We start from the raw sequence: 21,127 nt of genomic DNA, 5'->3' as shown, positions 1-21,127 counted from the left end.
TGCGGTGAGAGTCGCACGCCGGGTTCGGCGAGCGGCACGGAGAAACGGACCGGTGGCAACACCGGCACCGCGCTCCGTGCCGACTCAACAGTTCTCCCGGTTCGCCGGGCCGGTGCGCCGCCGGGTCCGTATCAGGGTGCCGTCCAGCAGGACCACCCCGCCACCCTTTCGGGCGATCTTCTTCAGCGCGCGGTCCAGGCGCGGGGCGCGGGCGGCGAGCAGGCCGACGACCTCCCGTACCCACCGGGTGACGGTGGTGCGGTGCACTCCGTTCCCGCCGGCGAGGTCGCCGGGCCGCTGGTCACAGCGCAGCACCGCCAGAACGATGCCGGCGATCTTCCCCGCGGGCAGGGCCCGCCACCGCGAGCCGATCTTCTTCAAGTGGCCGCGTATCAGGGTGGCGAGGTAGTTCAGGGTGGCGCTCGACAGCGGCAGGCGGGCGGTGTAGACAAGGCCGTCAGGGCCCTCGACGGGGCTGGGGTTGTTCTTCACAAAACACGTCAACTGCCGTCGGGGGCCCGCCGGTTACGACCCGACGCCCCGTCCCGGCGTGGCTACCGGCGTGCGGTGAACCGTCCGTCGGGCCGTTTGCGCAGCCAGCCACGATCAGCGAGCTTGGTCATCTTCGCCCGCAGCGGTTCCAGCTTCCCGCGCACCGCCGCCTCAAGTCCCAGTTCCTCGCCCACCGCCCTGACCTGCACCGGGCCGTCCGCGGCCCGTACGATCGCCAGGATCTTGCGGTAATCGCCGGGCAGCGCGGCCTCGTCAAGGCTCTCGCCGCGGTGCGGGATCAGCAGGACCGCCCTTCCCGCCACCCGGGCGGGCACCGGGGAGGCGACCACGGCTGCCTCCGCTTCGGCCCGGTCCGCTTCGGCCAGCCGGTTCAGGACCCGCTCGGCGACCAGCAGTTCCTCCCGCTCGGCCTGGACCTCCTGCAGCTGCTTGGCCAACTCCTCGGCGAGCGCGTCCAGTTCACTGCGGCGAGCGATGATCCGCTCCAGGTCTCCCATACCCTGCACCCTCCCGCGATCTCACCGCGTACCGCCTCGGTCACGGATCGTAGGAGCGGTCCCGCGACGAGCGCAGCGGAACCCGAGAACCGCCTCAGCTGACAGGGCAGACGATCTTCACTATGGACACCCGCCGCCGACCAGCACGAGCACGGCAACTCGCCCGCACACCAGCCCACCTCACCTGCACGTTTCACAATGCACGGGTCTCAGTCCTCCACCCGCACCAGCGGCGGGCGACGTCAGCCGGTTCGCCACCAACGCCTCGATCACCTGCCCGTGCGTCACCAGCGCACTCGCGCCACCAGGACACACCTCGTCGACGATCCCGGCGACATCCAGCCGGCGCAGAAACTCGGCAGCGACAGGCAGAGCGCCCAGACGCTTCTCCACCACGGACGTCACCGCCACTTCAACGCGCTGACGCTGAGACCGTGGCCGCGGGGACCGGGAAGTCATCGACACACCCCACCCAACGCCACACCCCTGGCCCAGGACACCCCCCGACCGGTCACACCATACGAATCAACGACCCGCGAAGTACGGGTCTAGCCGAGCAACGCAAGGGGCGGCGAGTGAACGACGACAACGTGCAGCTTGTTACCGGTACAGGCGCCGATAGAGGTTGTCGGCAGCTATCTTCTCGTTGCTGTCAGGCTCGTGGTTCTTGATCCACCAGGCAATCATGTGCCGCCATGTGAGCCCCTGAGGAGGCTTCGCCGAAGCCGGTTCCGATCCGGTACGTGGCGGGCGGCGTGCCGTCAGGCGTCCAGAAGACGGCCGCGTCGACGTTGCGCAGGGCGAGGAGTGTGTGGCCTTCTTGGACGGCCCTGAGGGCCACGCTCCAGTGACGGACGGACGCCTCGGCGACCATGCTCATGCGCCAGTCGGGCCGCCAGAACGGGGAGCGTTGTTCGGCGCGCTTGGGCCACAGCAGGCGCAGCGCGATGGACAGCCGAGTACATCGACATCTTCGCCGCCTGGCCCGGGCCGTACACCTTCAGGCCGCCCCAGCCTCCGCCGGCACGGGTTCCGGGTGTCGGGCCTTGGCCCGTACGGCGGTCTCGAGGTCGTAGCTGGGCTTGCCTTCATCCCCGGCATGCTTGGTGACGGCAGCCTGAACCTCGTCGGCCAACTTCCACCAGGCCTGCCAGGCCTTCTCATACGCCTCGGTCTGCTCCGGCGACCACGGTTGAGACGTGGGCCGACCGTAGGTGTCCTTCAGCTCCCGTACCCGGCCGTGCGCCTCGTCGGCCGCCTTCTGCATCTCCACAAGATCATCGAATGTGTGTGCCACGTTCATGGATCCTATGTCGCTCGCTATGGGGCACGGTGCCGTTGACCAGCACGTCGCCATCTCATGCGTTCTCGGGTGCGTGCTCGCCTTGGGCCGTCCATGTGCGAAAGGACGCGCTCCTGGCCGTTCGCCTCCTCGATGAGTTGGATCACCTTTCAGACCGCCCTGCCGACGGCTGGCACAAGGCCGTTGGCCCGACCACGCAGCGAGCGCACAGGCGGACACCGTGGGGGTAGGCGGACTTCGAATCGCCACCCTCATCCGACATCAGCAAAAGCAATGGCACAGGGTGAACTCCTCATGCATTCTGGTGGGTTGCCCACACAGGAGGTCGTACCCGTGGCAGAGATCCGCTCGCTGGAGGAGCTGCAGTCACCGGACAGCACAGCGCTCATCTTCACCCCGCTCGGGCTGGGCGGCCCGATGCTGGCTGAGAGGGCAGCCGAGTTCCTGCAACGGCTGGTCGCGGACTGCGAGCTTGCTTTGGACGTGGCGGAGGGAACTCGCCGGGAGTTCGAACGGCTTCAGCGTCTTTTCGCCTATGGCCTGCTCGACTATGACGTCTTCACCATGGTCGACGACCGCGCCTTGCTGGTGATGGAGCAGGCGCTGCGCGAGCGGTTCGTCCAGTGGTGCGCCGGTGCGGTCACGTTCGAGGACGCCAACGGTTTGGAGTCTCCAGTAATCGAGGATGTGCGCACCTACGACGATGTGTTCGCCGCGGTGAAGAAGGTGGGCAGGAGGAGCCGGCGGAGACCGCGGCAGCAGCCGTCGCCGCAGTGGCGGTTGAAGGTCGGCAGCACGCTGATCGACTTCAACGGCATGCTGGCCGGGCTGCGGACCTGGGCGCGAGCGGCCGGTCTGCTGCGTGGTCAGCGCACGCGTGGCATCGAGCATGCGATGTCGAAGCTGCGCGATGCTGTGGCCCACCCGACCGGTTACCACCGCACGATGCCCGTGGAGACGGCACGGACCCTGCGCGACCTGGCAGAGCTCATCAATCAGCTGTGGGGACACCCGACCCCTGGCGGGCGCCTGTACCCCGCCCCGGTGGAACGCGACATCGTCGTCATGGCCTGGAACGACGAGGGAAGCGTCCACATGGCCCAGGCCGATGCCCTGCGCGACGATACCGATGCCGAGGGATACCACTACATCCTGATCCGCAGCGTTTGCCGCCCCGGGAGCCGGTACGAGGACGCGCACTGGTCGGCGTTCGATGCCCGGTTCGAGACAACGCAGTTCCCCGCCGATTACCTGTGGGGGCCCGGAGGCCGCAGTGACGCCCTGGCCTGGCTGGATGCAGAGCAACCGAACGGGGACACCGTCGACTACGTCGACCGCGTCTTCATGCTCCGCGAGCACGACGGCCAGGTGTACCCGCCGATGCACCCGGAAGTGGCCGCGGGTCTCACCGATGAAGAGCAATGCGGCACGTGGCACACGGTGCGGGCCGACTTCCCCGAACACGCCTTCGCCCACGTACGGGGCCTCAACGGCAGCCCCAATGCGCACGCCCGGACCGGCGACTGCAGAAACTGCCCTGTTCATCACCTCGGCAGCGGCAGTCACGAACGGGCCTTGCGGGCCGCCGAAGACGCCATCGGTGTCGTCACTCCCCGGCGGCCGCCCGCCGTTCGTATCCCTGATTCGTTGTTCTGGCCGCACAGATTCTGAGATCACGGGGAGCTGATGGGAGGGTTCATTGGTCGACGACCCTCATGCAGCGCACCCATGTACTTCGAACAGGCGTAGGTGAAGGGGCGGCCCCTGCCCAGGGCGCGGGGTGCCGGGGCCGCCCGGGCCCTGCCGTCCTGTCAACGCAAGGCACTATGACGCTAGGGCCCAGCAGCCGGCTTCGCTCTTTCTGCGCAGCAGCTGGGGGAGCATCGACGAAGGTCTGTCCGTACGCCCCCGGTGTCAGCAGCACGGCGGCGATGGCCGCGGTATTCAGAGAGTGCCGACAGCCACTGCTGGTTGCTGATGATCTTCGCGTGGAGCCGCCTGCCAGGTGGTCATCGCCGCAGTTCAGAGGGGCTATGCCAGGCGATATCACGCATCGAATCTCAGTTCTAGCAGCCACTGACCTCAGTCCAGCACAGGGACAGCACACGGCCCCGATGCCGGGCGGGATCGGGGCCGTGTGACGCATGCCCGTCCTGCGGTCGGGCTGCAGACACGCGCATCGCCCGTACAACGCGCCCCGCGCGCCCAAGTCACGGACCCCTGTCAGGCAGACGGCATGACGGCGGCTGCTCCGCTTCGGTCGGCACAACCGCCGTCCGAAAGCCACCCGATTGCCCGGCGGCGTGAGGCTAATGACGATGAGTGCGGCGAGCAGGACGACGGTGGTGTCCAGGGAAACGCCGCCGGAGTGGCGTCACACCCGTTTGAGACAGGTCTCCGGGACCTGGCCACCTTGCACCACCCGCCAGATATTCCCGTCCTTCCCACACTTGCGGTAGGCGGGACCACGCTCGGTCCGTGCGATGGCGACCACGCAGGACTTCACGCGATCGCCCCTGTGGAGGTAGTGGTCGACGGGCGAGTTCGGCTTCGCCACCGGTCCTTCGTTCCAGGTCGGCCGCCTCACCGCCACCGTCTTACCGGTGACCTCCCACCAGGTGCTGCAGGGCTTGGCCGCCGCAGTGACTGGACGCTGGGCGGCTGCGGCTTCAGCGGACGGCATCACGGCGACGGAGCCGACGAAGGCGGCCGCGAGCGCGGCCGTGGTGATCAGTCGAGTCATGCCGGAACAACCGCCGCGACAACCAGTGCCGTCACGGCCCGATCTTGAAGATCACTCGCCCGAGGGGACCGCGGGCTGCGGTCACAGACTTGCCCGTCAACCGCGCTGGCGCTGGTAGCTATCGCGTGTGGACCGGGCGCGGCAGGAGATTGCGCAGGAGTTCAGCGGTCTCCGCTTCCATCTCGACGCCGCCGCCGATCGAGTCGTTGATCTGCCGCAGGCGTGCGGCGGCCTCGCGGACGGCGTCGATATCCCCAGCGGCGTGGTGGGCGAGGAAGAGGGCTCGGTAGAGGATTTCGCTGTCCTCGACAGAGAGCATGCCCTGGCGGGCCGCACACAGGGCGCCTTGGACGTCTCCGGCCTCACGGCGGCGGGTGGACAGTTCGCTGGCGACGTCCGTGATGGCAGACACCATTTCCTGGATGGTCGGCTCGGCCCAGGCATAGCGCTGGGGATCCATGCCAGCGAAGGGGCGGCCGCGGACTAGCGCGAGGGCGCGGTGCAGGGCGAGTTCGCCGTCTTCGGTGGCGTCGGCGAAGCCTTGGCGGGCGTACTTCCGGAAGGTCACCCAGTCGCAGCTGACGTGCCGACCGAGTCGGTAGCGCTTGTCCGGAGTGTTCTGGACGCGGGGCAGGTGCTGGTTACCGTCGGCGTCGGTGCCGAGCCAGGAGCGGGCGCGGCTGATGACGGCATTGCGCATCTCCTTGTTGACGCGGGACGCGGGCCACAGAGCTGCGTCGACGGCGTGGTAGTCGCTGCCGGGATTCAGGGCGAGGAAGGCCAGGAGTTCAGTGGCGACACTCTTGCGGTTGGAGTCGACGCGTCCCTTGGCGCCCTCGATGGCCAGGGGGCCCAGCAGAAGGATGGACGGGCCGCTCAGGGTTGGCTCATTTTCTGTGATCGGCGGGGTGTCCGGGGCGGAGGTACGCCATCGCGGGATGCCACGTGGGGGGAGGCGCCGGGCGGGCTCGTCGTCGGTTGCGGCGTCGCTTCCCAAGACGTCGGCGAGGGATTCACCGGGCGGTTCGTCGCCGGTGTGGTCGTTGGATTCCGGCTCGGCGGGTGCGGGGATGGAGGCGTGGACGGCTGACGTGGGGATAACGCAGGGCGTGGTCAGTGCGAGGGCCACGTCGGCGGGGCCAGCGGCCGGTGCTTCGGACTCGTCGCCATCGTTCTCCTCGCTGCCGGACAGGACGTCGGCGAGGGACTGACCGGTGTCGGTGTCTGGTTCCTTGGCCATGGTGAGGGCCGGGGCGGCTGGCATCGGGAGCGGGCGTCCCGGGCGGGAGGCCGCGCCGTCGAGGTCCTCTTGCTCCAGTACGGCGTACTCATCGGGCAGGCCGTCGATGCCCTCGTCATCGTTATCGAGCAGGTAGTCGTCGGCGAGGGCGGCGGGTACGTCGGTGTCCGTGTCGGCGGTGGTGAGTAGTTCGATCGCGTCATGGAAGCGGTCGTCGTCCAGGGACTGCAGGCGGACCAGCAGGCCGGAGTGCGGCAGGACGACCAGTGCGTTGGGGTGCTGGCAGTTCAGCGTCCACGCCTCGTCTGGGAGGTCGGCGCCGGTAGTGGCGGTGATGACGGCGCTGGCCGTCCGCGGCTGCTCGGTGAGCGTCGACAGGAGGTTGTCGGTGGTGGTCCCATCGGGCAGCTGCTCAGCGAGAACGATGTGCGGGGTCCAGTCGCCGGCGTCGTCGCTCAGCCGTGCGGCGCGCGGGGAATCGACGCCGAGCTCGGCCAGGGCGCTGCGTTGGTCGCCGGTGTGCGCGGCGAGTTCGGCTGTGGCGGCGTCGATGTCCGTGGCGCGGGCCACGCGCTCGGGCACGGCCGTCTCCAGGCCGGGCACGGTCTGGCCGAGTGCGGTGACTTCGAGGTGGCCGGCCACCGGCGTGTTGGCGAGCTCGACCGCGATGGCCTGCAGGACGTGCCGGGCGAAGTCCGGGTCGCCGTCCAGGTGGAGGAGACCGATGTGTTCCAGGTCGACCAGGACATAGCGTCCCTGGGTGTCCCAGCCGATCGAGACGAGCGCAGGGTAGGGGGCGCCGACGCCGTCCAGGGCTTCGGTGTCGGCAAGGTCGGGGTGGTTGGCGGAGCAGGTCCACAGGTCCTGACGGTCGCCGGATGCGGTGAAGGGCGCGCACGGCGGGGCGCCTTGGGCGAGGTGGAGTTCGAGGCGGCTTTCGTGCAGGACCACCCCGTTCAGGGCGGGCAGGTCACGGCTGGCTTCCTGGAGGTTGAGGGCGAGACAGCGCAGGGCGGCGTTGAGCAGGTCGAAACCGGTGGGTGCCTGCACGCTGCGCAGGCCCTGCTCGGTGGCGGCTGCGCGGCCGGCGGGCATTGCGATGCGCCGCCCCGGACGGCGGCGGTGCTGCTGTCGGCGGCGCCGTACGGCGAGTGTGCCGACCAGGGCCGCGGCGACGACACCGGTGACGGTCCAGGCCATTACCGCGCCGACCGGGCTGGCGCTGTCCTGCTCGGGTCGGGCGGCCGGAGCGGGAGTCTTGGCCGGTGCGGGGGTGTCGGCGGGGGCCGGGGTGTGCGGGGCGGCGGAGGACGGCTCGGTGGTGGGGCTGGCCGATGGCGCGGGAGTGGAGGCGGGCGGGACCTGCTGATCCTGGTCGCTGCCGGTGTCCTGGTCATCGGCGCTGGGGGCGCTGTGGTCCGGCGCAGGGTCGGCCGGCTTGTCCTTGGGCGGAGCGGCGGGATGGTCCTGGCCGGTGTCGATGTCTGCCGACGAGCCGGCGTGGTCGGCGGTGTCCGGCAGATCGAGTCGCTGGCCGGGGAAGATCATGTCTGGGTCGTCGAAGTGGCGGCCGCCGGGCTGGGCTTCGCCCTGGTTGGCCTTGTAGATGTCCTGCCACGCGTTGGGGTCGCCGTACTCGTTGTCGGCGATCGACCAGAGGCTGTCGCCAGGGGCGACGGTGACTTCGTCGTGGTCGGGTGTCTGCCGGGTGCTGGAGTCGCCGGCGCCGGGGGCCTTGTCCCCAGCCCCGTGGTCGGCGGTCGGCGTGTCGTGCGGGGCGGGGGTGTGCGTGGTGTGGCTGTCGGATGCGGGGGCGGCCGTCGTGGTGGTGGGTGCGGCGGCCGGGGTGGGGCGGGCGTCGAGGGGCAGCGTGATGACGGCCTTGGTGGGCAGGTATTGGTCGCCGGAGGTCAGCTCGGGGATGTCCGGGTTGAGGGCGGCGACGTCGCGCCACCGCTGCCCGTTGCCGAGGTATTGCTCGGCGAGGTCCCAGGGGGTTTCGGTGGCGGACGTGACGGTGTGGGTGGGGAAGCCGGTGCTGGTCGCTGCCGTGCTGGCCGGAGTAGCGGTGGCGCTGAGGCCGTCCAGGGTGTGGGTGACGGCGACGGCGGGTGTGGTGGTGGCGGCCGAGGCGGCGGTCGGGGCCAGCAGGACGATACCGCCGATCAGGAAGCTGGCCAGGGACTGCATGCTGCCCAGGCCGCGGATGCGGGGTGCGGAGCGGCGCCGGGCAACGGCGGCGACTTCGACGACGACGCTGACGGTGAACGCGGCCCAGGCGGCCCAGCCGATGAGGGTGAGTGCGACCAGCCACAGGGTGCCGTCGTCCTGCTCGAGCAGGAGATTGAGCCCGCCTGACAGTTCGGTGGGCTGGTGGCCGAGAGTCAGTAGCGCGAGGGGGACGCCAGCGACCAGGACGATCAGGAGGATGAGGCCGGTGAGGGCGCGCAGCAGTGTGCCTACGGCGCGCAGCGGCTTCGGGGTGCGGTGGGCCATGGGCGGCTCAGCCTCCAGCGGCTTGGGTCTGCAGGTGGGCGGTCGCGGTTCCGTCCACGTGGATCGTGCCCACGCCGAGCAGGGATGCGAAGTGTGTGGCGTAGGTGTCGTGGACGGTTACCGTCAGGGTCTGCCCGGCGTCGGTGATCTGTACGTCCCCTTGGAGGCCGGCGGCGTCGAGGTAGTCCAGGGCGGCCCCGCGTGCGGCTTCGGGGTCGATGGTGATGGCGGTGCCCTGGATGGCCTGGGCGGGGTCCAGTTGCTGGCCGGCGGAACGGGCGGCTTCCTGCGCGAGCGAGGTGGCCCTGTTGCTGGCGTTCAGTGCGCCGCCGCCGTCGACGAGGAGCCCCATGACCATGAGGATGGCGAGCGCGGACAGGGCCAGGAAGAGGGACATGGAGCCGCGGTCGGATCGGCGGGTGGCTTCGTATCGGCGGCGGGTGAGGTGTCTCCGTACGGTGTGGATCACTGCCCTCTCCCCCGGTAGGTGTCGATGGGGCTGGTGAAGGTGGCGGTGAGGGTCTTGGAGCCGGGCAGTCCGGGCAGTCCGATGTCCGACAGTCGCGCGATGCAGGAGATCGTGGCGGTCACGGTGGCCGCCTGGCCGACGTCGAGGGAGTAGCCGGAGGTGTCGACGGCGACGTTGGTGCTCTGGCAGGTGATGCCGTCGCCGCTGAGGGTGTCCTCGGCGGCGGCGCGGGCCTGGGTCTGTGCGCTGGTGGCGTCGCGCTCGAGGGAGGCGGCGCGGGCGGCCGCGTGGGCGGCCGCGTCGACGGCTCCGTCGGCGTCGACGACACGGCCGAAGGCGATCATCAGGCCGAGCAGGGCGATGATGGCTGGGGCGATCACCGCGACTTCCAGTGCGGCGCTGCCCCGGTCGCGGCCCGCTCGGCGCACGGGGGTGCGGAGACGGATCATGGATTTGTCCAGCGTTCGATGGGGCCGTGGGCATCCTGGCTGACCGTCAGTTCCAGGCCGGGAACGAGGGTGGCGACGTGCCCGGTGACCGTGATGTGGATGTCCTCGGCGGTGCTGCCGGCGGAGGAGACCGATGCGCCGCGCACGCTGCCTCCGAACTTGGCGAGGAAGTCCTGGGCCTGGGCGACGCCGTCGCCGGGAGTGGAGCCGAACTGGCGGCCGGCGTCGACGCCTTGCCTTGCTGCGGACTGGGCGACCTTGCGGGCGTGGTAGAAGAGGCCGACCTGGATGATGGTGAAGACGAGCATCAGCACCACGATGGCCAGGACGGCGACTTCGACGCTGCCAGCGCCGCGGTCGGTGCGTAGCCGTATGGCGAGGGCCCGCCAGCGGCGGCTGCTCCCACGTGCCTTCACCTGTTCCCCTCCCCGGTAGTGGATCCGGCGGTCAGCCGCCGTTGATGATGCCGATCTTCTCGAGCACTTTCGTTCTGATGGCGGCGACCACGAGTCCGGCGACCACGACGAGGACGGCTGCCATGACAGCAAGTTCGGTGGTCGACTGGCCGCTGTCGGCGGCGTTCTTCAGCTGTTCCCAGCGGGCCCGCAGCAGGGTCGTGAGGTAGGTGAGGTCCATCGTTCTTCCTTTTGTGTCAGCTGCCGAGAATCGTGATCGTGAGGGGAATCATCACGAAGGTGATCATGAGGATGACGCCGAATGTGACCGGCAGGATCATGGCGGCGCTGGCCTCGTTGGCCTTGGCTTTCTGGTCGGTCAGCAGGGCGATGCGCAGTTGCCGGGCCTGCGCCTGCAGGGTGGTGTAGACAGCGGCGCCGTCTCCGGCCAGGGCGAGGGTGTCCGCGGGCCGGGTGAGTTCTGGGATGTCGAGTTCTTCGCCGAGCTGTTTCAGGGCGTCCCATGGGGTGACGCCGGCGAGGTCGGCCTGGTGGAAGACCTGGCGCATCCGCTCGAAGATGAAGTTCTCGCCGACGCGGGCGGTGTCGGTCAGGGCCTGGGCGGCGCCAGAGTTGGCGACCCGGGCGAGCGCGACGCGCTCGAGGTAGGAGGCGGCGGCATGCCGGACGATCAGGCGGGCCTCGCCGGCTTCCTTGGCGACCTCGCGGCCGGGCCACAGCCAAAACAGCACGGCGAGGCCGAGGGAGAGCCCGGTGGGGACGACGTAGGGAAACGGGGCCCCGGCCAGCGCGAGCATCGCCTGCAGCAGCAGCGGCATGATCAGGCCGTAGAAGGCGAACAGAACCCGCTTGCCGAGGTGTTCGGCCGGGCTGATGCGCAGCAGATTCAGGTCGCGCAGCGGGAGAGCGATGCGGTCGCCGAGGTCGGCAAGGAGCCGGTTGCCGACCCGTTCGGGCAGCGATCCGGTGGGGGCCGGCGTGCCGGTGGGTAGGACGGTGGGCGCCTTGCTCACGTCCAGCCGGTCCAGGGCGCTGGTCAGGTCGGGTCTGGCAGGCCAGGCGGCGCGTACGCCGAGTCCGATCAGGACGCCTGCGGCTGCTGCGGGCGCGATGACGTTGAGGGGAATCACCGGGCATTGTCCTTCCGGGCAGGGGCGGCGGCCGCCGGGGCCCAGGCCCGTGGACTGGCATCACCTGCTCCGAACGCGTAGCCGAGGGCGATGTCCTGCGTGCGGTGCTTGCCGATCTCGATCAGGCGGGGGTCGGGGGCGGTGCGGGCGATGCGGCGCAGCAGCATCAGCGTCCAGGCGAAGCCGCCGCCGAGGAGAGCGAGCACGATCTGCCCGGCCGGGGTCTGGTACCAGGCCGACCAGGCCTCGTTCAGCATGCAGCCGAGTACGACGATGCAGATGACGATGGACACCAGGCGGGAGGACTTGCGGACCTTGGCCCGGTCGGCTTCGACGTCGCGGGCGTCGGCGGCCTGCTGGTGGATGGTGACGGCCATGGCTTCGAGCGCGTCGGCGAGGCCCGGGCCCTTGTAGACGGCGTGGGACTGGAAGAGCAGTACCACGTGGTCGAAGACGCCGTCGGCCATCTCGTCGGCGAACAGGTCGAAGGCGTCGTGTGCTTCCATTCCGGAGCGCAGCCGCTCGGACAGGGCGCGGACGTTCGCCGCGATCGGCGAGGGGGCGTTGCGGGCCGAGGCGCGGATCGTGGCCGGCAGGCCGATGCCCGCAGTGTGGACACCGGCGAGATGGTTGAGCCACTGCGCGAGGGCTTCGAGGCGTTCGATGCGCGCTTGGGCAGAGGTGCCGGGGTTGAGGACGAACGGCAGGCCGAGGACGGCGGCTCCGGCGAGCAGGCCGTGCACGGGCCAGCCCGTGTATGCCCACACTCCGAGGGTGACGATGCTGGCGGTGGTGACCAGGTACCGCCAGCGGGCCTGCCACTTCTCGGGAAGTTCGGCCCTGGCACGGTGGATGCGGGCAGCGAACTGACGGCGTGGTTTGAGCGGGTCGGGTACCCGGCCGCGGATCTCCCGGACGAGGGTGATGAGGGCGACGACGGCGAGGATGGCGCTCAGGGCGGCAATGAGGGCCAGCTGGGAGGTGGTCACCGGGCCTCCCCCGTGCGTACCGGCAGGGTGCGGGCGGGTGGCGTCATGACTGGGGGCCCTTTCGCTGCAGGGGCCCGCCCCACGCGCCCAGCGGGTTGTCGGTCAGCCAGGTGCGGTGGAAGGAAGGGCTGCCTTCGAGGTCGGGGAAACGGGACTTGTTCTCCAGCTCGCCGACGAAGGAGGGCATGTTCTTGAAGACGGCGCGCGGCTCCTGGGGGCCGTGCGGGCCGAAGATTTCGGTGGTGGTGGGGCGGCCGCCTTCGCCGACGACGTCGTGGACCTCGTAGACGTGGCTGACGTAGCGGTGCTTGCGGCCGCCGTACTTCACGTCGTCCCAGTCGTAGGTGATGTAGACGACGACGTCGATGGAGGCGGCGATGAGGTGGTGGGCGGCTTCGGTGGCCATGCCGGCCTCGGTGCACAGCTGCACCAGGCGGCTGATGATGGCGTGCGGGCGGCGCACGTGCATCGTGCACATCGATCCGGACCCGCCGGCGGACATGGCCTGCAGCATGGGCACGATCTCGGTGGAGCGGACCTCGCCGACGATGACGCGGGTGGCGTTGTAGCGCAGGGCGGTGGCGAACATGTCGGAGATGCTCACCTCCCCGGCCAGCTTGTCGCCGAGGATCTCGCCGTTGCTCTGCCGGGCCTCGAACGAGAAGGTGACGGGGCCAGGCTGGCCGTAGGCGGCCGGTTCGTCCAGGTACAGCTCGCGGTCCGATTCCAGGGTGACGAGGCGTTCGTCCGCGGGAATCTCGCGGCCGAGCGCACGGAGCAGGGAGGTCTTGCCGGCGCCCATGTCGCCGACCACGAGCAGGTTCATCCGGGCCTGGACGCAGGCCCGCAGGAAGTACTGCAGGATCACGTTGACGGTCCCCCAGGCGCGCAGCTCGCCCAGCCCGGTGTCGCGCAGACGGTGCTTGCGGATGACAACCGACGGGCGGCTGGTGAGCATGGAGGCGGTCACGCGGGAGCCGTCGGGCATGCGGAAGCCCACCATCGGGGTGGACTGCGTCAGGCCCCTCTCGCCGTGGCCGGACAGGCGGGCCATCCGGTTGACCCAGGCGATGAGCTCCTCGTGGGAGTCGGCGACCCGCTCGAGGGTGCGGCGCGGCCGGTCGAGGTATTCGACGTGGGCACGCAGGCCGTCGACCATGACGTCTTCGACGCCGTCCTCGTCGAGGAGGCTTTGCAGGCGGCCGCCGCGGTACATGGAGTTGAACACCGCGGTGGCGATGGCCTGTTCCTGCAGCTCGGTCAGCGGAACGTTGGCCTGGGCGTACTTGGCGGACCAGTCGGCAACCGCGGTGGTGACCAGGGAGCGGGCCATTGCTCGCCGGTCGGCTTCCTCGAGGAGCCGCTGGGGATCCCGGGCAGTGAGCTGTTTGGAGACGTCGGCTTGCAGTGTCTCGATGACGTCCCAGTCCACCGGCAGCTCGCCGGGCAGGTCGGCGAGGCGGGGCACCGCGGCAGGGTCGGTCCGTGCGGGCGGGACGGCGGTGGGCGGCACTGCCGGTGTGGTGGGCGTGGGGCGCGCCTCGGGCGGGCGGCGCTGGGTGAGGTGCCCGGTGAGCAGGCCGGCGATGTCGTCGCGGCCCAGGGCCGGCTGATGTCCGTTGACGCCGGGACGCTGGTGGGTATCAGCCATGCTTCACTCCCCCGTCAGCGTGCTGCTGGTTCAGCCGCTGCAGGATTCCCGCCAGCTGCGGAGCGGCAGGGGGGTACTGCTGCTGGAGCTGGCGGCGGGCCGCCGCGGCCTCGATCTGCTCGGCTGCCGTACGGGCGTACCGCAGCAGCGGGCTGCGGCCGTAGCCACGGGGTGGGTGCCCGCCGGCGGTGAGGTAGTGGGCGACGTCGGGGGCGTAGGGCAGGGCGGCAATCACCGGTGTTCCCAGGGCTGCGGAGACCTGGTGGGCGCGGAAGGTGCCGTCCTCGATGAGCAGCAGGCCGAGCGCGTCGGCGCCGGATCCCCGTTCGGTCAGTTCGGTGCGCAGTGGTGGGATGACGTGGCGGGCCAGGGCGAGGGACTGTTCGGTGCCTCGTACGACGAGCAGGACCAGGTCGGCGCGGTAGAGCAGTGGGGCCGGGGTGAGGGTCGGGTGGAGGTGTCCGGCCTCGAGGGCGAGGCGGCCGCCGTCGATGACGACGTCGTGGCCGGCTTGCTGGGCCATGACGTGGAGGACGTCGGCGAGCGCGGGCCAGGTGCGGGCCAGGGCGGCGGCCTGGGCCGGGTCGGTCAGCCCGGGCAGCAGTTTGCGGTGCCCGGCCTGGTCGAGGTGCCACAGGTGCGAGGCGAAGGCGTGGGCGAGGGCCTCGGGGCCGGTGCGTTCGGCGCGGGCGAGGTGGTAGAGGCCGACGCCTGCGTTGACCTGGCCGCCCAGCAGGCCGGCCCGGATGGTGCCGCCGGCCGGATCGCACTCGGCGAGCAGCGAGGACCGCTTGGACGCGAGCGTGAGGGCGAGTGCGGTGGTGGTGACGCCGCAGGACTTCGCGGAGACCAGTGTGGTTACGGGCATGGGTTACTTGCTCCGCGGTTCCCGGACGAGAGCGATGCGGCCCTGGGAGGCTCGGGTGGCCAGCGCGGGGCCGTCGCCGGTGTCGACGGCGAGGTTGACGACGACCGCGCCGGAGGCGTCCGGGCGGGACACCGACACCACGACGGTCTCGATCGAGGTGGGGTCGGTGTCGTCCTTCGTCGATGAGGTGCTGCCCTGGGCCGGGGTGGTGACGGCGAGGACCTTGTCGCCTGGTGCCAGCGTTCCGGCGGGGGCCTGGCCGCGCTTGACCAGGACGCCGACCTGCTGCTTGTTGTCGCCGAGCCCAGTGCCGGCCGCCAGTTGCGAGGAGAGCAGGAGCCCGCGCCTGCGCAGGTCGATGGCCGCGCGCTTGCCCAGGACGGATGTCTTGTCGGCGGCCGGAAGCGGGGAGAGCGCGGCGTCGGCGGATACTTCGGCGATGGTGATGTCCGCTGCTGTCAGGGCCTGGCCGGCCGGTACGTCGCGGGCGACAGCGAGCACCTTCACCCGGTCGCTCGCGGAGTTGACCGCCCAGGCCGCGCCCAGGGCACAGACCACCGCGAGCACGATGCACAGGGCGGCCACGGACCAGCGGCGCTCGCGCTTGACAGGAGCTGTGGTGGTGATCGGCAGCTCGGGACGGTCCGAGCCGGTTGGGCGTGGCACGGCCGGGGCGGCAGATTCCATGACGGTCAGGGACCTTTCGGTGTGCTCTGGTGTGCGTGGCGCGATGTCAGTTCAGGACCTGTACTTCACGTACTTCGACGGTGAAGGGGCTCTGGCGTGTCTCGGTGAACTGTCCGTTTTCGGCGGGGCCTCCGGTCACCTCCCAGTCGACGGTCCAGGTGGCCGTCGCGGTGCCGTGGTACTTCCCGCCGCTTTGGTCGGTGGAGGCGTTGTCGTAGAGGTGACCGCAGTCCGGGGACTGTGCCTTGCCCATGGACGTCTCGTACTTCGTGCCGGGTCCGTTGCACACCACAGCGGCGGTGCCGTCGCCCATGTCCCAGCTGATCGAGGAGACCTTCGCGGTGGCGGTGACCGTTACCCCGGCCAGGGAGGCCGATGCTGAGTTCGGGCCGTAAGTGGTGGTGCTCTGGTTGACCCACATCCACATCGGCATCCCGACCACATATCGGCCTGTACCGCGTGGGCTGGCAATGTTCGGGCCGGTCAGCAACATTTTGTCGACGGCCGCGCGTGCCAGTTGCTCCGGGTCGATGTTGACCTGCGGGGCTTCGGCGGCCCAGAAGACCTTTGGTACAACTTGGGCGCCTGCTGCAGCGCCGAGGGCGTCGCTGAGACACACTCGGATGTAGATCGCTCCGTCGCCTGGTTTGTGCCCGTCCCATACGGGGTCGCCGGCGGGCGGCTGGGGGGCAAGGCGCTCCACCGAGCAGGTCTGTGGTCTGGGCTTGCTGTTGGCCTTGCTCTTGCCCGAGCCGTTGTTGGAGGAGCCGCCTTGCTGATGGGAGCCGCCCCCTGATCCGGGATCCTGTCGGCACACTGTGACGAACTTGCTGGTGCCCTGGCAGTCGCCGCCGATGACGGGAGGGTCGTCGGCGGCCGCCGGTAAGACCGAGACTGCGGAGATTGCGGTCATTGACAGCAGGATCGTCAGCGGGAGTCGTCTCAGCATGTGCGGTCCCCCTCCGGAGTCAGCTCTGTGATCATCCACTGCTTCCCCCACTTCTCCGCCTTGGCCGTGGTGATGTAGCGCAGTGGCTGATTGGACGGGAACGGCTGCACCTTGCCCGACTTCTTCTTGATGGTCTTCCAGTTCGAGATGTCCAGGCAGTCCTGCACGCTGGCCTTGGGGATGTCCCCTGAAAGGGCCATCGACGTGACCCGGGCCTGGTGCGTGGGAGCGCCTGTGGTGGCGGTGCCGGCGTTCTTCATGACCAGCACGTCGCCCATCGCGTCACCGAGGGCCTTCTTCGTGGCGTACTTCTTCAGGTCCGTGCCCTTGATATCGGCCTGCGCGTACGCCTTTACCTGCGCGCCCCAGAAGGCGTCGTACGCTTTTAGTACCGCTTCCTTCTCCGCCGCATCCGGGTCCGGGGAAGCGGTCGATGAGGTGGGCGTTGAGGCCGGGGTCGATGTCCCGGCAGAGGCCTTGCTGTCCCCGTCCGATGAGCTACACGCCGTCAGGGCCAGTGCAGCCCACAGGGCGAGGGCAGCGGCGGCGCAATTTCGGAAGCGAACAACAGAATGAGGATTCCGATGTGCGCGGCGGTTCACGTTGCCTCCCCGTTCGGCGCGCGGTGGGCGGACTGCCGGCGTAGAGGCGCCCGTCCTGCTGCCCGCCCATGAAACCTGGTCAAGCTGCGCTGATGCGCTATGCGTAGTCGCCAGGTTACGCAAGCATCAGCCAACGTCCCAACGGCAAAAGAAAGTTCTCGTTCGCAACTCGGGATGTATCTGGTCACAAGCGGATACGAATGTCGACTAATTGCTCTATGCATAAGTGATGCGTCAACCCATTTGCGAGCTGGATCACCCTGTGGCGGGACAGGCCGCACCCACTTGCGATGGCGTCGAAACAACATGATCTACCGAGGCTCCGGTGGAGCTGGCGGCCAGTACTCCCATGAGTCGAGACGGCTCTCCGCCTCGATCCGGTGTTCCGCGACTTTCTCGGCCTGAACCCACAGTGTTTCGCAGGCCACGACCGGGTGGGTGGTCTCTAGCAGCGTGGCGAATTCCTCGCTGGTCAGGAGCACGTTCTCGGGGCGCGCGCCCGGCACGGGGCGCTTCCCCCAGGGGGATACCTGAAGTTTCACGCGGCTGGCGAGAAGCGCACGGACTTCCTGCAGGGCTGTGACCGCACGTGCGGCTGCAGGCCGGTAAGTGGCGGCCTTCTGGACCTGCATCGCGGCATACCGGGAACCGTGCCGAGTCGAGCCGTCGTCCCAAGTCGATGCCTCGGGTTGCCGGTAGGGCGCCACCAGGCCGTCGGGCATGAAGAGCGTCCCGGAATTGACCCGGCGGCGGATCTCCGAGGCGATGTAGGACGCGACGTGACGGGGCCGCAGCGGCACGGTCCAGCGCGCCAGCTCCCGAGCGATCTCCTCTTGGGTCCACCCTGCATCGAAGAACGGCCGCAGTGCGAAGCCGAGTTGGCGGACACACGCCTCCTGGGCCCACCACGTGTGCAGCTGCACCCACTGGGCCTCACGCATGGCGGCGGCAGTTCGGGCAGCCGACCATCCCGTCGAGCCTTTGGCACGGTGTTTGCGAGCGTTCTCCGAGCAGGTGTGCTTGCGCGTCCTGTCTTTCATCCCCCCATCTACAGCACCGGAAGTACGGGGCTGAGGTACCACCACAGAAGGGGTGCACGAACCGGAGTTATCCACAGGCTCCATCTGCTCGTCGCTCAGCCGTTCCCGCTGCCGTTTCACGGCGGCCGCGACCGCCAGTTCGCGGCCGCCGTCCGTGACGCCAACCATCCGGGCCGTGTATCCCTCCCCCTCGATCCGGTGGCCCATGGCGTCGTCCCACATCCGCGGCGCAACCGCGGCAAACAGGGTGGCGGTACCGCGGTATCCGTGCTCGCTCGTCCAAGCGGCGCCGTAGCGGGTCCGCAGCACGTTCTTCTTCGAGCCGTGCTCCACATAGGCGATCAGACCGAGTTCCCGCAGGTAGCGGGCATGATTGAGCACAGCCCGCCGCTTCAGGCCGAGCTCGCGGGCCGTGGCCTCGGCCTTGAACGGGAAGTGCCCGTCGCGGCTGTTCGCCATGCGCTCGGCGAATGCCTCGGCCAGCTGCACCGTCGTACGGCCGGCCCTCGGGTGGAATCCGGCACCAACCATGAACTGCACGGCAGCGAGGAAGTCCGAGGCTCGGAGAAGGTGCCGGGACGGGGTGGTGCCGATCTCCTGGGCGGCGGTGTCACAGATGAGATCGAAAGTGTGACGGGACGTGTTCGCGACCAGTGCGGTCTTGGACACATCCGGGCGTGCCGCCGGGTTGATATGGCGGCACGCCAAAACGTGCTGCATTATGTCTCCTGTCTTCGGAGTTCCTGCGCCGAAGCGCACGAAGCCCCCGTGACGGGTGCTTCGGGGTTCTGGGAGAACCGAAAATCTGTCCGGCCTGGGGAGGTCGGGCACTTCGCCGGACCAGGGATTAGGCCCCCTGGAGATGGCGGTGGCAGTTCGGCCGAACGGCCCGGTGGCAACCGGGCCTCGTGGCCAGGGACGGCAGCGGTGGCCTGGGGAAGGCGCCGCTGGGATCCGCCCCTTCGATGGGTTACGTCATCCAGCCCCCCTCAATGGGGACCGCGGTAGAGCCGCATGCCGGACGGCATGCGGAAATCCGCCAGTGGGCTGGAGCTGACACAGCCTCCACCTGGCGGTGCTTGTTGTGTCCCGAGGGACAGTTCCGGGTACGCTGCACTGCAGCGAGACCTCGTTTCCAAGACCTCGGTCCCGCGCCGTGCGAGACGCATTTGACGAGAAGCTTCCTCGCACCGACCCGGCCCCCGTGGCGCGAACCAGGTTGTGGCGACCTGGTGCCATGCGGGGCCTTCGTCGTGTCCGAGGTGCCGTTCCAGCCTCCGGGTGGGCGCAGAGGACAGCGCGGGTCCACCCTAGTGCCACCGCTGAGCCGGTCGGCACACGTTTCACGTGCCTATCCCCCGTGTCGCTCGCGTGTTCTTGACGCGTTGTCGTGTCGCTGGCCTGAGTCCAACGAGCGTTTCGTACGGCCGGTGACGTGTGATCAGGACGCAACTCGGTGCTCCCGTGCAACGGGAAAATCGGCTGCGGGAGGTGCCGGAACGACTGCTGCGCGGGACGTCCACGGTCCCAGCAGGAGGTCCTCTATCGTTCCGCGGCCGCCGGTCTGGTTCTGCCACCCTTCCAGCACGTGCTGGACGATGGAGCGTGCCACCAGCTGGTACTCGGCCGGGCAGCGTTCGTCCTGGGCGAGGCCGGCCAGGTGCTTGGTGTGGCAATAGGTGGCCATCATCTCGGCGATCAGGGGTGAGAACAGCTTCGGCAGCGGCCTCATGTCGGCGCAGGCCGCCGGGAAGCAGTCGGGTGCGGGGTTCGGGGCCGCAGTGGCAGGACGGGGCGTGCGGCGGAGGCGGAAGAGTCGCATCAAAGGCTCCTTCGTGGCGCGGTGGGTCAGGTCTGCGGGTCGGTGTACGGTCCGGTGATCTGGTCGAGGAGGTTCTGCACCCGGGCGGTGTGCTGGGCCACCCACAGGCGCGGTTGGGCCGCGGTGACGGTGGCGCCGTTGGGCAGCAGGAACCGGGCCGGCGTCCCGCCGAGCTCGAGGGCCTTCTCCAGATGCCTCACGGCGCTGGTCAGTTCGGTGATGAACGACTCCGCACCCGTCGCCTCCGTGGTGCTGTCGGTACCGGCGAGCGGGATGAGGGGGACAACGACGGCGGAGGCCCGGGCGGATCCGTGGGCGTGGCGGGCGGTCATGCGGCCGGCGCCTTGATGGTCGGCTGGGGCCGCATCAGAGCGTCGACAGGAGCGGCGTCGCCGAGCACAGGAATGAAGATCTTGCTGAAGGGGCCGTGCTCGCGCAGCTGGTCGAGGGTGGTGACGCCAGCGCGCAGGGCGATGGCGGCGAGAACCGGGTCGGCGGCCGAGAGGCTGCGCAGGTCGGCGATCCGGCGCTCCAACCGCTCAGGGGAGGCCCCGGTAAGAACCAGCAGGATGCGCGGGAACGACTGGGCGGGGTAACGGGAGCGCCAGGCCGGTGCCGTGGCCGTACGGCGTGCCGGCCGCGGCCCGCGGCCGGCCGGGGGCTGGGGCACGTAGCGCTGATAGGCGGCGTAGGCGTGGAGCTTCTGGGCGAGGCGCGCGATCGTCATCTGCGTCCGGTCGACCTCGATCATGAAGGTGAGTAGGGTGCGCTGCCGGCCGGAGACGTGGACGTAGTTGAGGACGGCGTCCGGGATCAGGCGCAGGTCCTCGCCGGGGCGCTGTTCGTCGCGGTAGGTGTGGGCGATCTCGGGCGACCAGTCCAGCGGCCCGCACTCGTGGCCGAGGGCGCGGGCGTGCGTGACGAACGCCAGACCGGTCTCGACGGTGGCGAGGGTGTGCTCCTGCAGGGGGCCCGCGGCCGCCTCTGGGCTCATCCGGTACGGGCGCTGGGGCAGCAGGCCGGTGGCCTCGACCGCGGTGGCGCCGGGCTCGGTGAGCCACCACAGCAGATCGGTCTGTCCGTGGGCGCGCCGGCCGACGCGCTCGACCAGGCCCCGGTCGCGCAGGAGGTGCAGTTGGCGGCGCAGGTACTCGGCGCGCGTGTGGTGCGGGGTGAGCATCTGGTGCAGCTGCTGGGTGGAGATCAAGCGGTGCTGGTACAGGACGGTCAGGGCCTGCTGGCCAACATCGTTGGCGCCCATCG

General features: G+C 69.6%; 22 protein-coding genes and 1 pseudogene. 1 reads left to right on the top strand and 22 read right to left on the bottom strand.

Annotation, left to right across the window (positions count from 1 at the left end; all coding sequences use genetic code 11):
* Nucleotides 1-90: 90 nt before the first annotated feature.
* From ACIPSA_RS49985 to ACIPSA_RS49965, 5 genes and pseudogenes are all read right to left on the bottom strand, one after another.
* Nucleotides 91-492: pseudogene (locus ACIPSA_RS49985) on the bottom strand (IS5/IS1182 family transposase); the annotation flags it as partial.
* A gap of 62 nt (nucleotides 493-554) precedes the next feature.
* A complete protein-coding gene (locus ACIPSA_RS49980; protein WP_402648642.1) occupies nucleotides 555-1,010 on the bottom strand; it encodes a hypothetical protein in 456 nt (151 codons plus the stop codon).
* Nucleotides 1,011-1,190: 180 nt separating this feature from the next.
* On the bottom strand, nucleotides 1,191-1,469 hold the full coding sequence (locus tag ACIPSA_RS49975) for a DUF4277 domain-containing protein (RefSeq protein WP_402648639.1): 279 nt from the start codon (nucleotides 1,467-1,469) through the stop codon (nucleotides 1,191-1,193).
* 193 nt (nucleotides 1,470-1,662) lie between these two features.
* A complete protein-coding gene (locus tag ACIPSA_RS49970; RefSeq protein WP_402648636.1) occupies nucleotides 1,663-1,890 on the bottom strand; it encodes a hypothetical protein in 228 nt (75 codons plus the stop codon).
* Nucleotides 1,891-2,010: 120 nt separating this feature from the next.
* On the bottom strand, nucleotides 2,011-2,307 hold the full coding sequence (locus ACIPSA_RS49965) for a hypothetical protein (RefSeq protein WP_402648633.1): 297 nt from the start codon (nucleotides 2,305-2,307) through the stop codon (nucleotides 2,011-2,013).
* A 339-nt stretch (nucleotides 2,308-2,646) separates the two neighbouring features.
* Between ACIPSA_RS49965 and ACIPSA_RS49960 the strand changes: the two genes are divergently transcribed.
* Nucleotides 2,647-3,984, top strand: a complete 1,338-nt coding sequence (locus ACIPSA_RS49960) for a hypothetical protein (RefSeq protein WP_402648631.1) — start codon at nucleotides 2,647-2,649, stop codon at nucleotides 3,982-3,984.
* Between the two features lie 703 nt (nucleotides 3,985-4,687).
* Here ACIPSA_RS49960 and ACIPSA_RS49955 read toward each other — a convergent pair.
* From ACIPSA_RS49955 to ACIPSA_RS49875, 17 genes are all read right to left on the bottom strand, one after another.
* A complete protein-coding gene (locus ACIPSA_RS49955) occupies nucleotides 4,688-5,056 on the bottom strand; it encodes a hypothetical protein (RefSeq protein WP_402648629.1) in 369 nt (122 codons plus the stop codon).
* 118 nt (nucleotides 5,057-5,174) lie between these two features.
* A complete protein-coding gene (locus tag ACIPSA_RS49950; protein WP_402648626.1) occupies nucleotides 5,175-8,792 on the bottom strand; it encodes a LysM peptidoglycan-binding domain-containing protein in 3,618 nt (1,205 codons plus the stop codon).
* A gap of 7 nt (nucleotides 8,793-8,799) precedes the next feature.
* Complete coding sequence (locus ACIPSA_RS49945; RefSeq protein ID WP_402648624.1) at nucleotides 8,800-9,189, bottom strand: pilus assembly protein TadG-related protein; 390 nt, start codon at nucleotides 9,187-9,189, stop codon at nucleotides 8,800-8,802.
* 68 nt (nucleotides 9,190-9,257) lie between these two features.
* On the bottom strand, nucleotides 9,258-9,710 hold the full coding sequence (locus ACIPSA_RS49940; protein WP_402648621.1) for a TadE/TadG family type IV pilus assembly protein: 453 nt from the start codon (nucleotides 9,708-9,710) through the stop codon (nucleotides 9,258-9,260).
* Nucleotides 9,707-10,126: a TadE/TadG family type IV pilus assembly protein gene (locus tag ACIPSA_RS49935; protein ID WP_402648619.1), complete on the bottom strand. Its 420-nt coding sequence runs from the start codon at nucleotides 10,124-10,126 to the stop codon at nucleotides 9,707-9,709. The genes ACIPSA_RS49940 and ACIPSA_RS49935 overlap by 4 nt, the downstream gene beginning before the upstream one ends.
* A gap of 31 nt (nucleotides 10,127-10,157) precedes the next feature.
* Nucleotides 10,158-10,346 (bottom strand): hypothetical protein, encoded by a 189-nt coding sequence (locus ACIPSA_RS49930; RefSeq protein WP_402648616.1) that lies wholly within the window; start codon nucleotides 10,344-10,346, stop codon nucleotides 10,158-10,160.
* A gap of 16 nt (nucleotides 10,347-10,362) precedes the next feature.
* Entirely contained in the window at nucleotides 10,363-11,256 is an 894-nt protein-coding gene (locus ACIPSA_RS49925; RefSeq protein WP_402648613.1) for a type II secretion system F family protein, read from the bottom strand.
* Complete coding sequence (locus tag ACIPSA_RS49920) at nucleotides 11,253-12,245, bottom strand: type II secretion system F family protein (RefSeq protein WP_402648610.1); 993 nt, start codon at nucleotides 12,243-12,245, stop codon at nucleotides 11,253-11,255. The genes ACIPSA_RS49925 and ACIPSA_RS49920 overlap by 4 nt, the downstream gene beginning before the upstream one ends.
* Nucleotides 12,246-12,288: 43 nt before the next feature.
* Nucleotides 12,289-13,896, bottom strand: coding sequence for a CpaF family protein (locus ACIPSA_RS49915; RefSeq protein WP_402648607.1), 1,608 nt, complete (start codon nucleotides 13,894-13,896; stop codon nucleotides 12,289-12,291).
* A complete protein-coding gene (locus tag ACIPSA_RS49910; protein WP_402648604.1) occupies nucleotides 13,889-14,764 on the bottom strand; it encodes a hypothetical protein in 876 nt (291 codons plus the stop codon). The genes ACIPSA_RS49915 and ACIPSA_RS49910 overlap by 8 nt, the downstream gene beginning before the upstream one ends.
* A 3-nt stretch (nucleotides 14,765-14,767) precedes the next feature.
* Nucleotides 14,768-15,451, bottom strand: a complete 684-nt coding sequence (locus ACIPSA_RS49905; protein WP_402648601.1) for an SAF domain-containing protein — start codon at nucleotides 15,449-15,451, stop codon at nucleotides 14,768-14,770.
* Between the two features lie 46 nt (nucleotides 15,452-15,497).
* Entirely contained in the window at nucleotides 15,498-16,364 is an 867-nt protein-coding gene (locus ACIPSA_RS49900) for an ATP/GTP-binding protein (RefSeq protein WP_402648599.1), read from the bottom strand.
* A 29-nt stretch (nucleotides 16,365-16,393) separates the two neighbouring features.
* On the bottom strand, nucleotides 16,394-17,002 hold the full coding sequence (locus ACIPSA_RS49895; protein WP_402648596.1) for a hypothetical protein: 609 nt from the start codon (nucleotides 17,000-17,002) through the stop codon (nucleotides 16,394-16,396).
* Nucleotides 17,003-17,313: 311 nt separating this feature from the next.
* Complete coding sequence (locus ACIPSA_RS49890; RefSeq protein WP_402648593.1) at nucleotides 17,314-18,762, bottom strand: hypothetical protein; 1,449 nt, start codon at nucleotides 18,760-18,762, stop codon at nucleotides 17,314-17,316.
* Nucleotides 18,763-19,483: 721 nt separating this feature from the next.
* Nucleotides 19,484-19,864, bottom strand: coding sequence for a hypothetical protein (locus ACIPSA_RS49885; RefSeq protein WP_402648591.1), 381 nt, complete (start codon nucleotides 19,862-19,864; stop codon nucleotides 19,484-19,486).
* Between the two features lie 26 nt (nucleotides 19,865-19,890).
* A complete protein-coding gene (locus ACIPSA_RS49880) occupies nucleotides 19,891-20,196 on the bottom strand; it encodes a hypothetical protein (RefSeq protein WP_402648589.1) in 306 nt (101 codons plus the stop codon).
* Entirely contained in the window at nucleotides 20,193-21,125 is a 933-nt protein-coding gene (locus ACIPSA_RS49875) for a replication-relaxation family protein (protein ID WP_402648586.1), read from the bottom strand. The genes ACIPSA_RS49880 and ACIPSA_RS49875 overlap by 4 nt, the downstream gene beginning before the upstream one ends.
* Between the last annotated feature and the right edge of the window lie 2 nt (nucleotides 21,126-21,127).

This window comes from Streptomyces sp. NPDC086549, from assembly GCF_044746205.1.
Classification (GTDB): Bacteria; Actinomycetota; Actinomycetes; order Streptomycetales; family Streptomycetaceae; genus Streptomyces.
The sequence above is the reverse complement of the archived record's forward strand: the minus strand, read 5'-3'. Positions and strand labels throughout refer to the sequence as shown.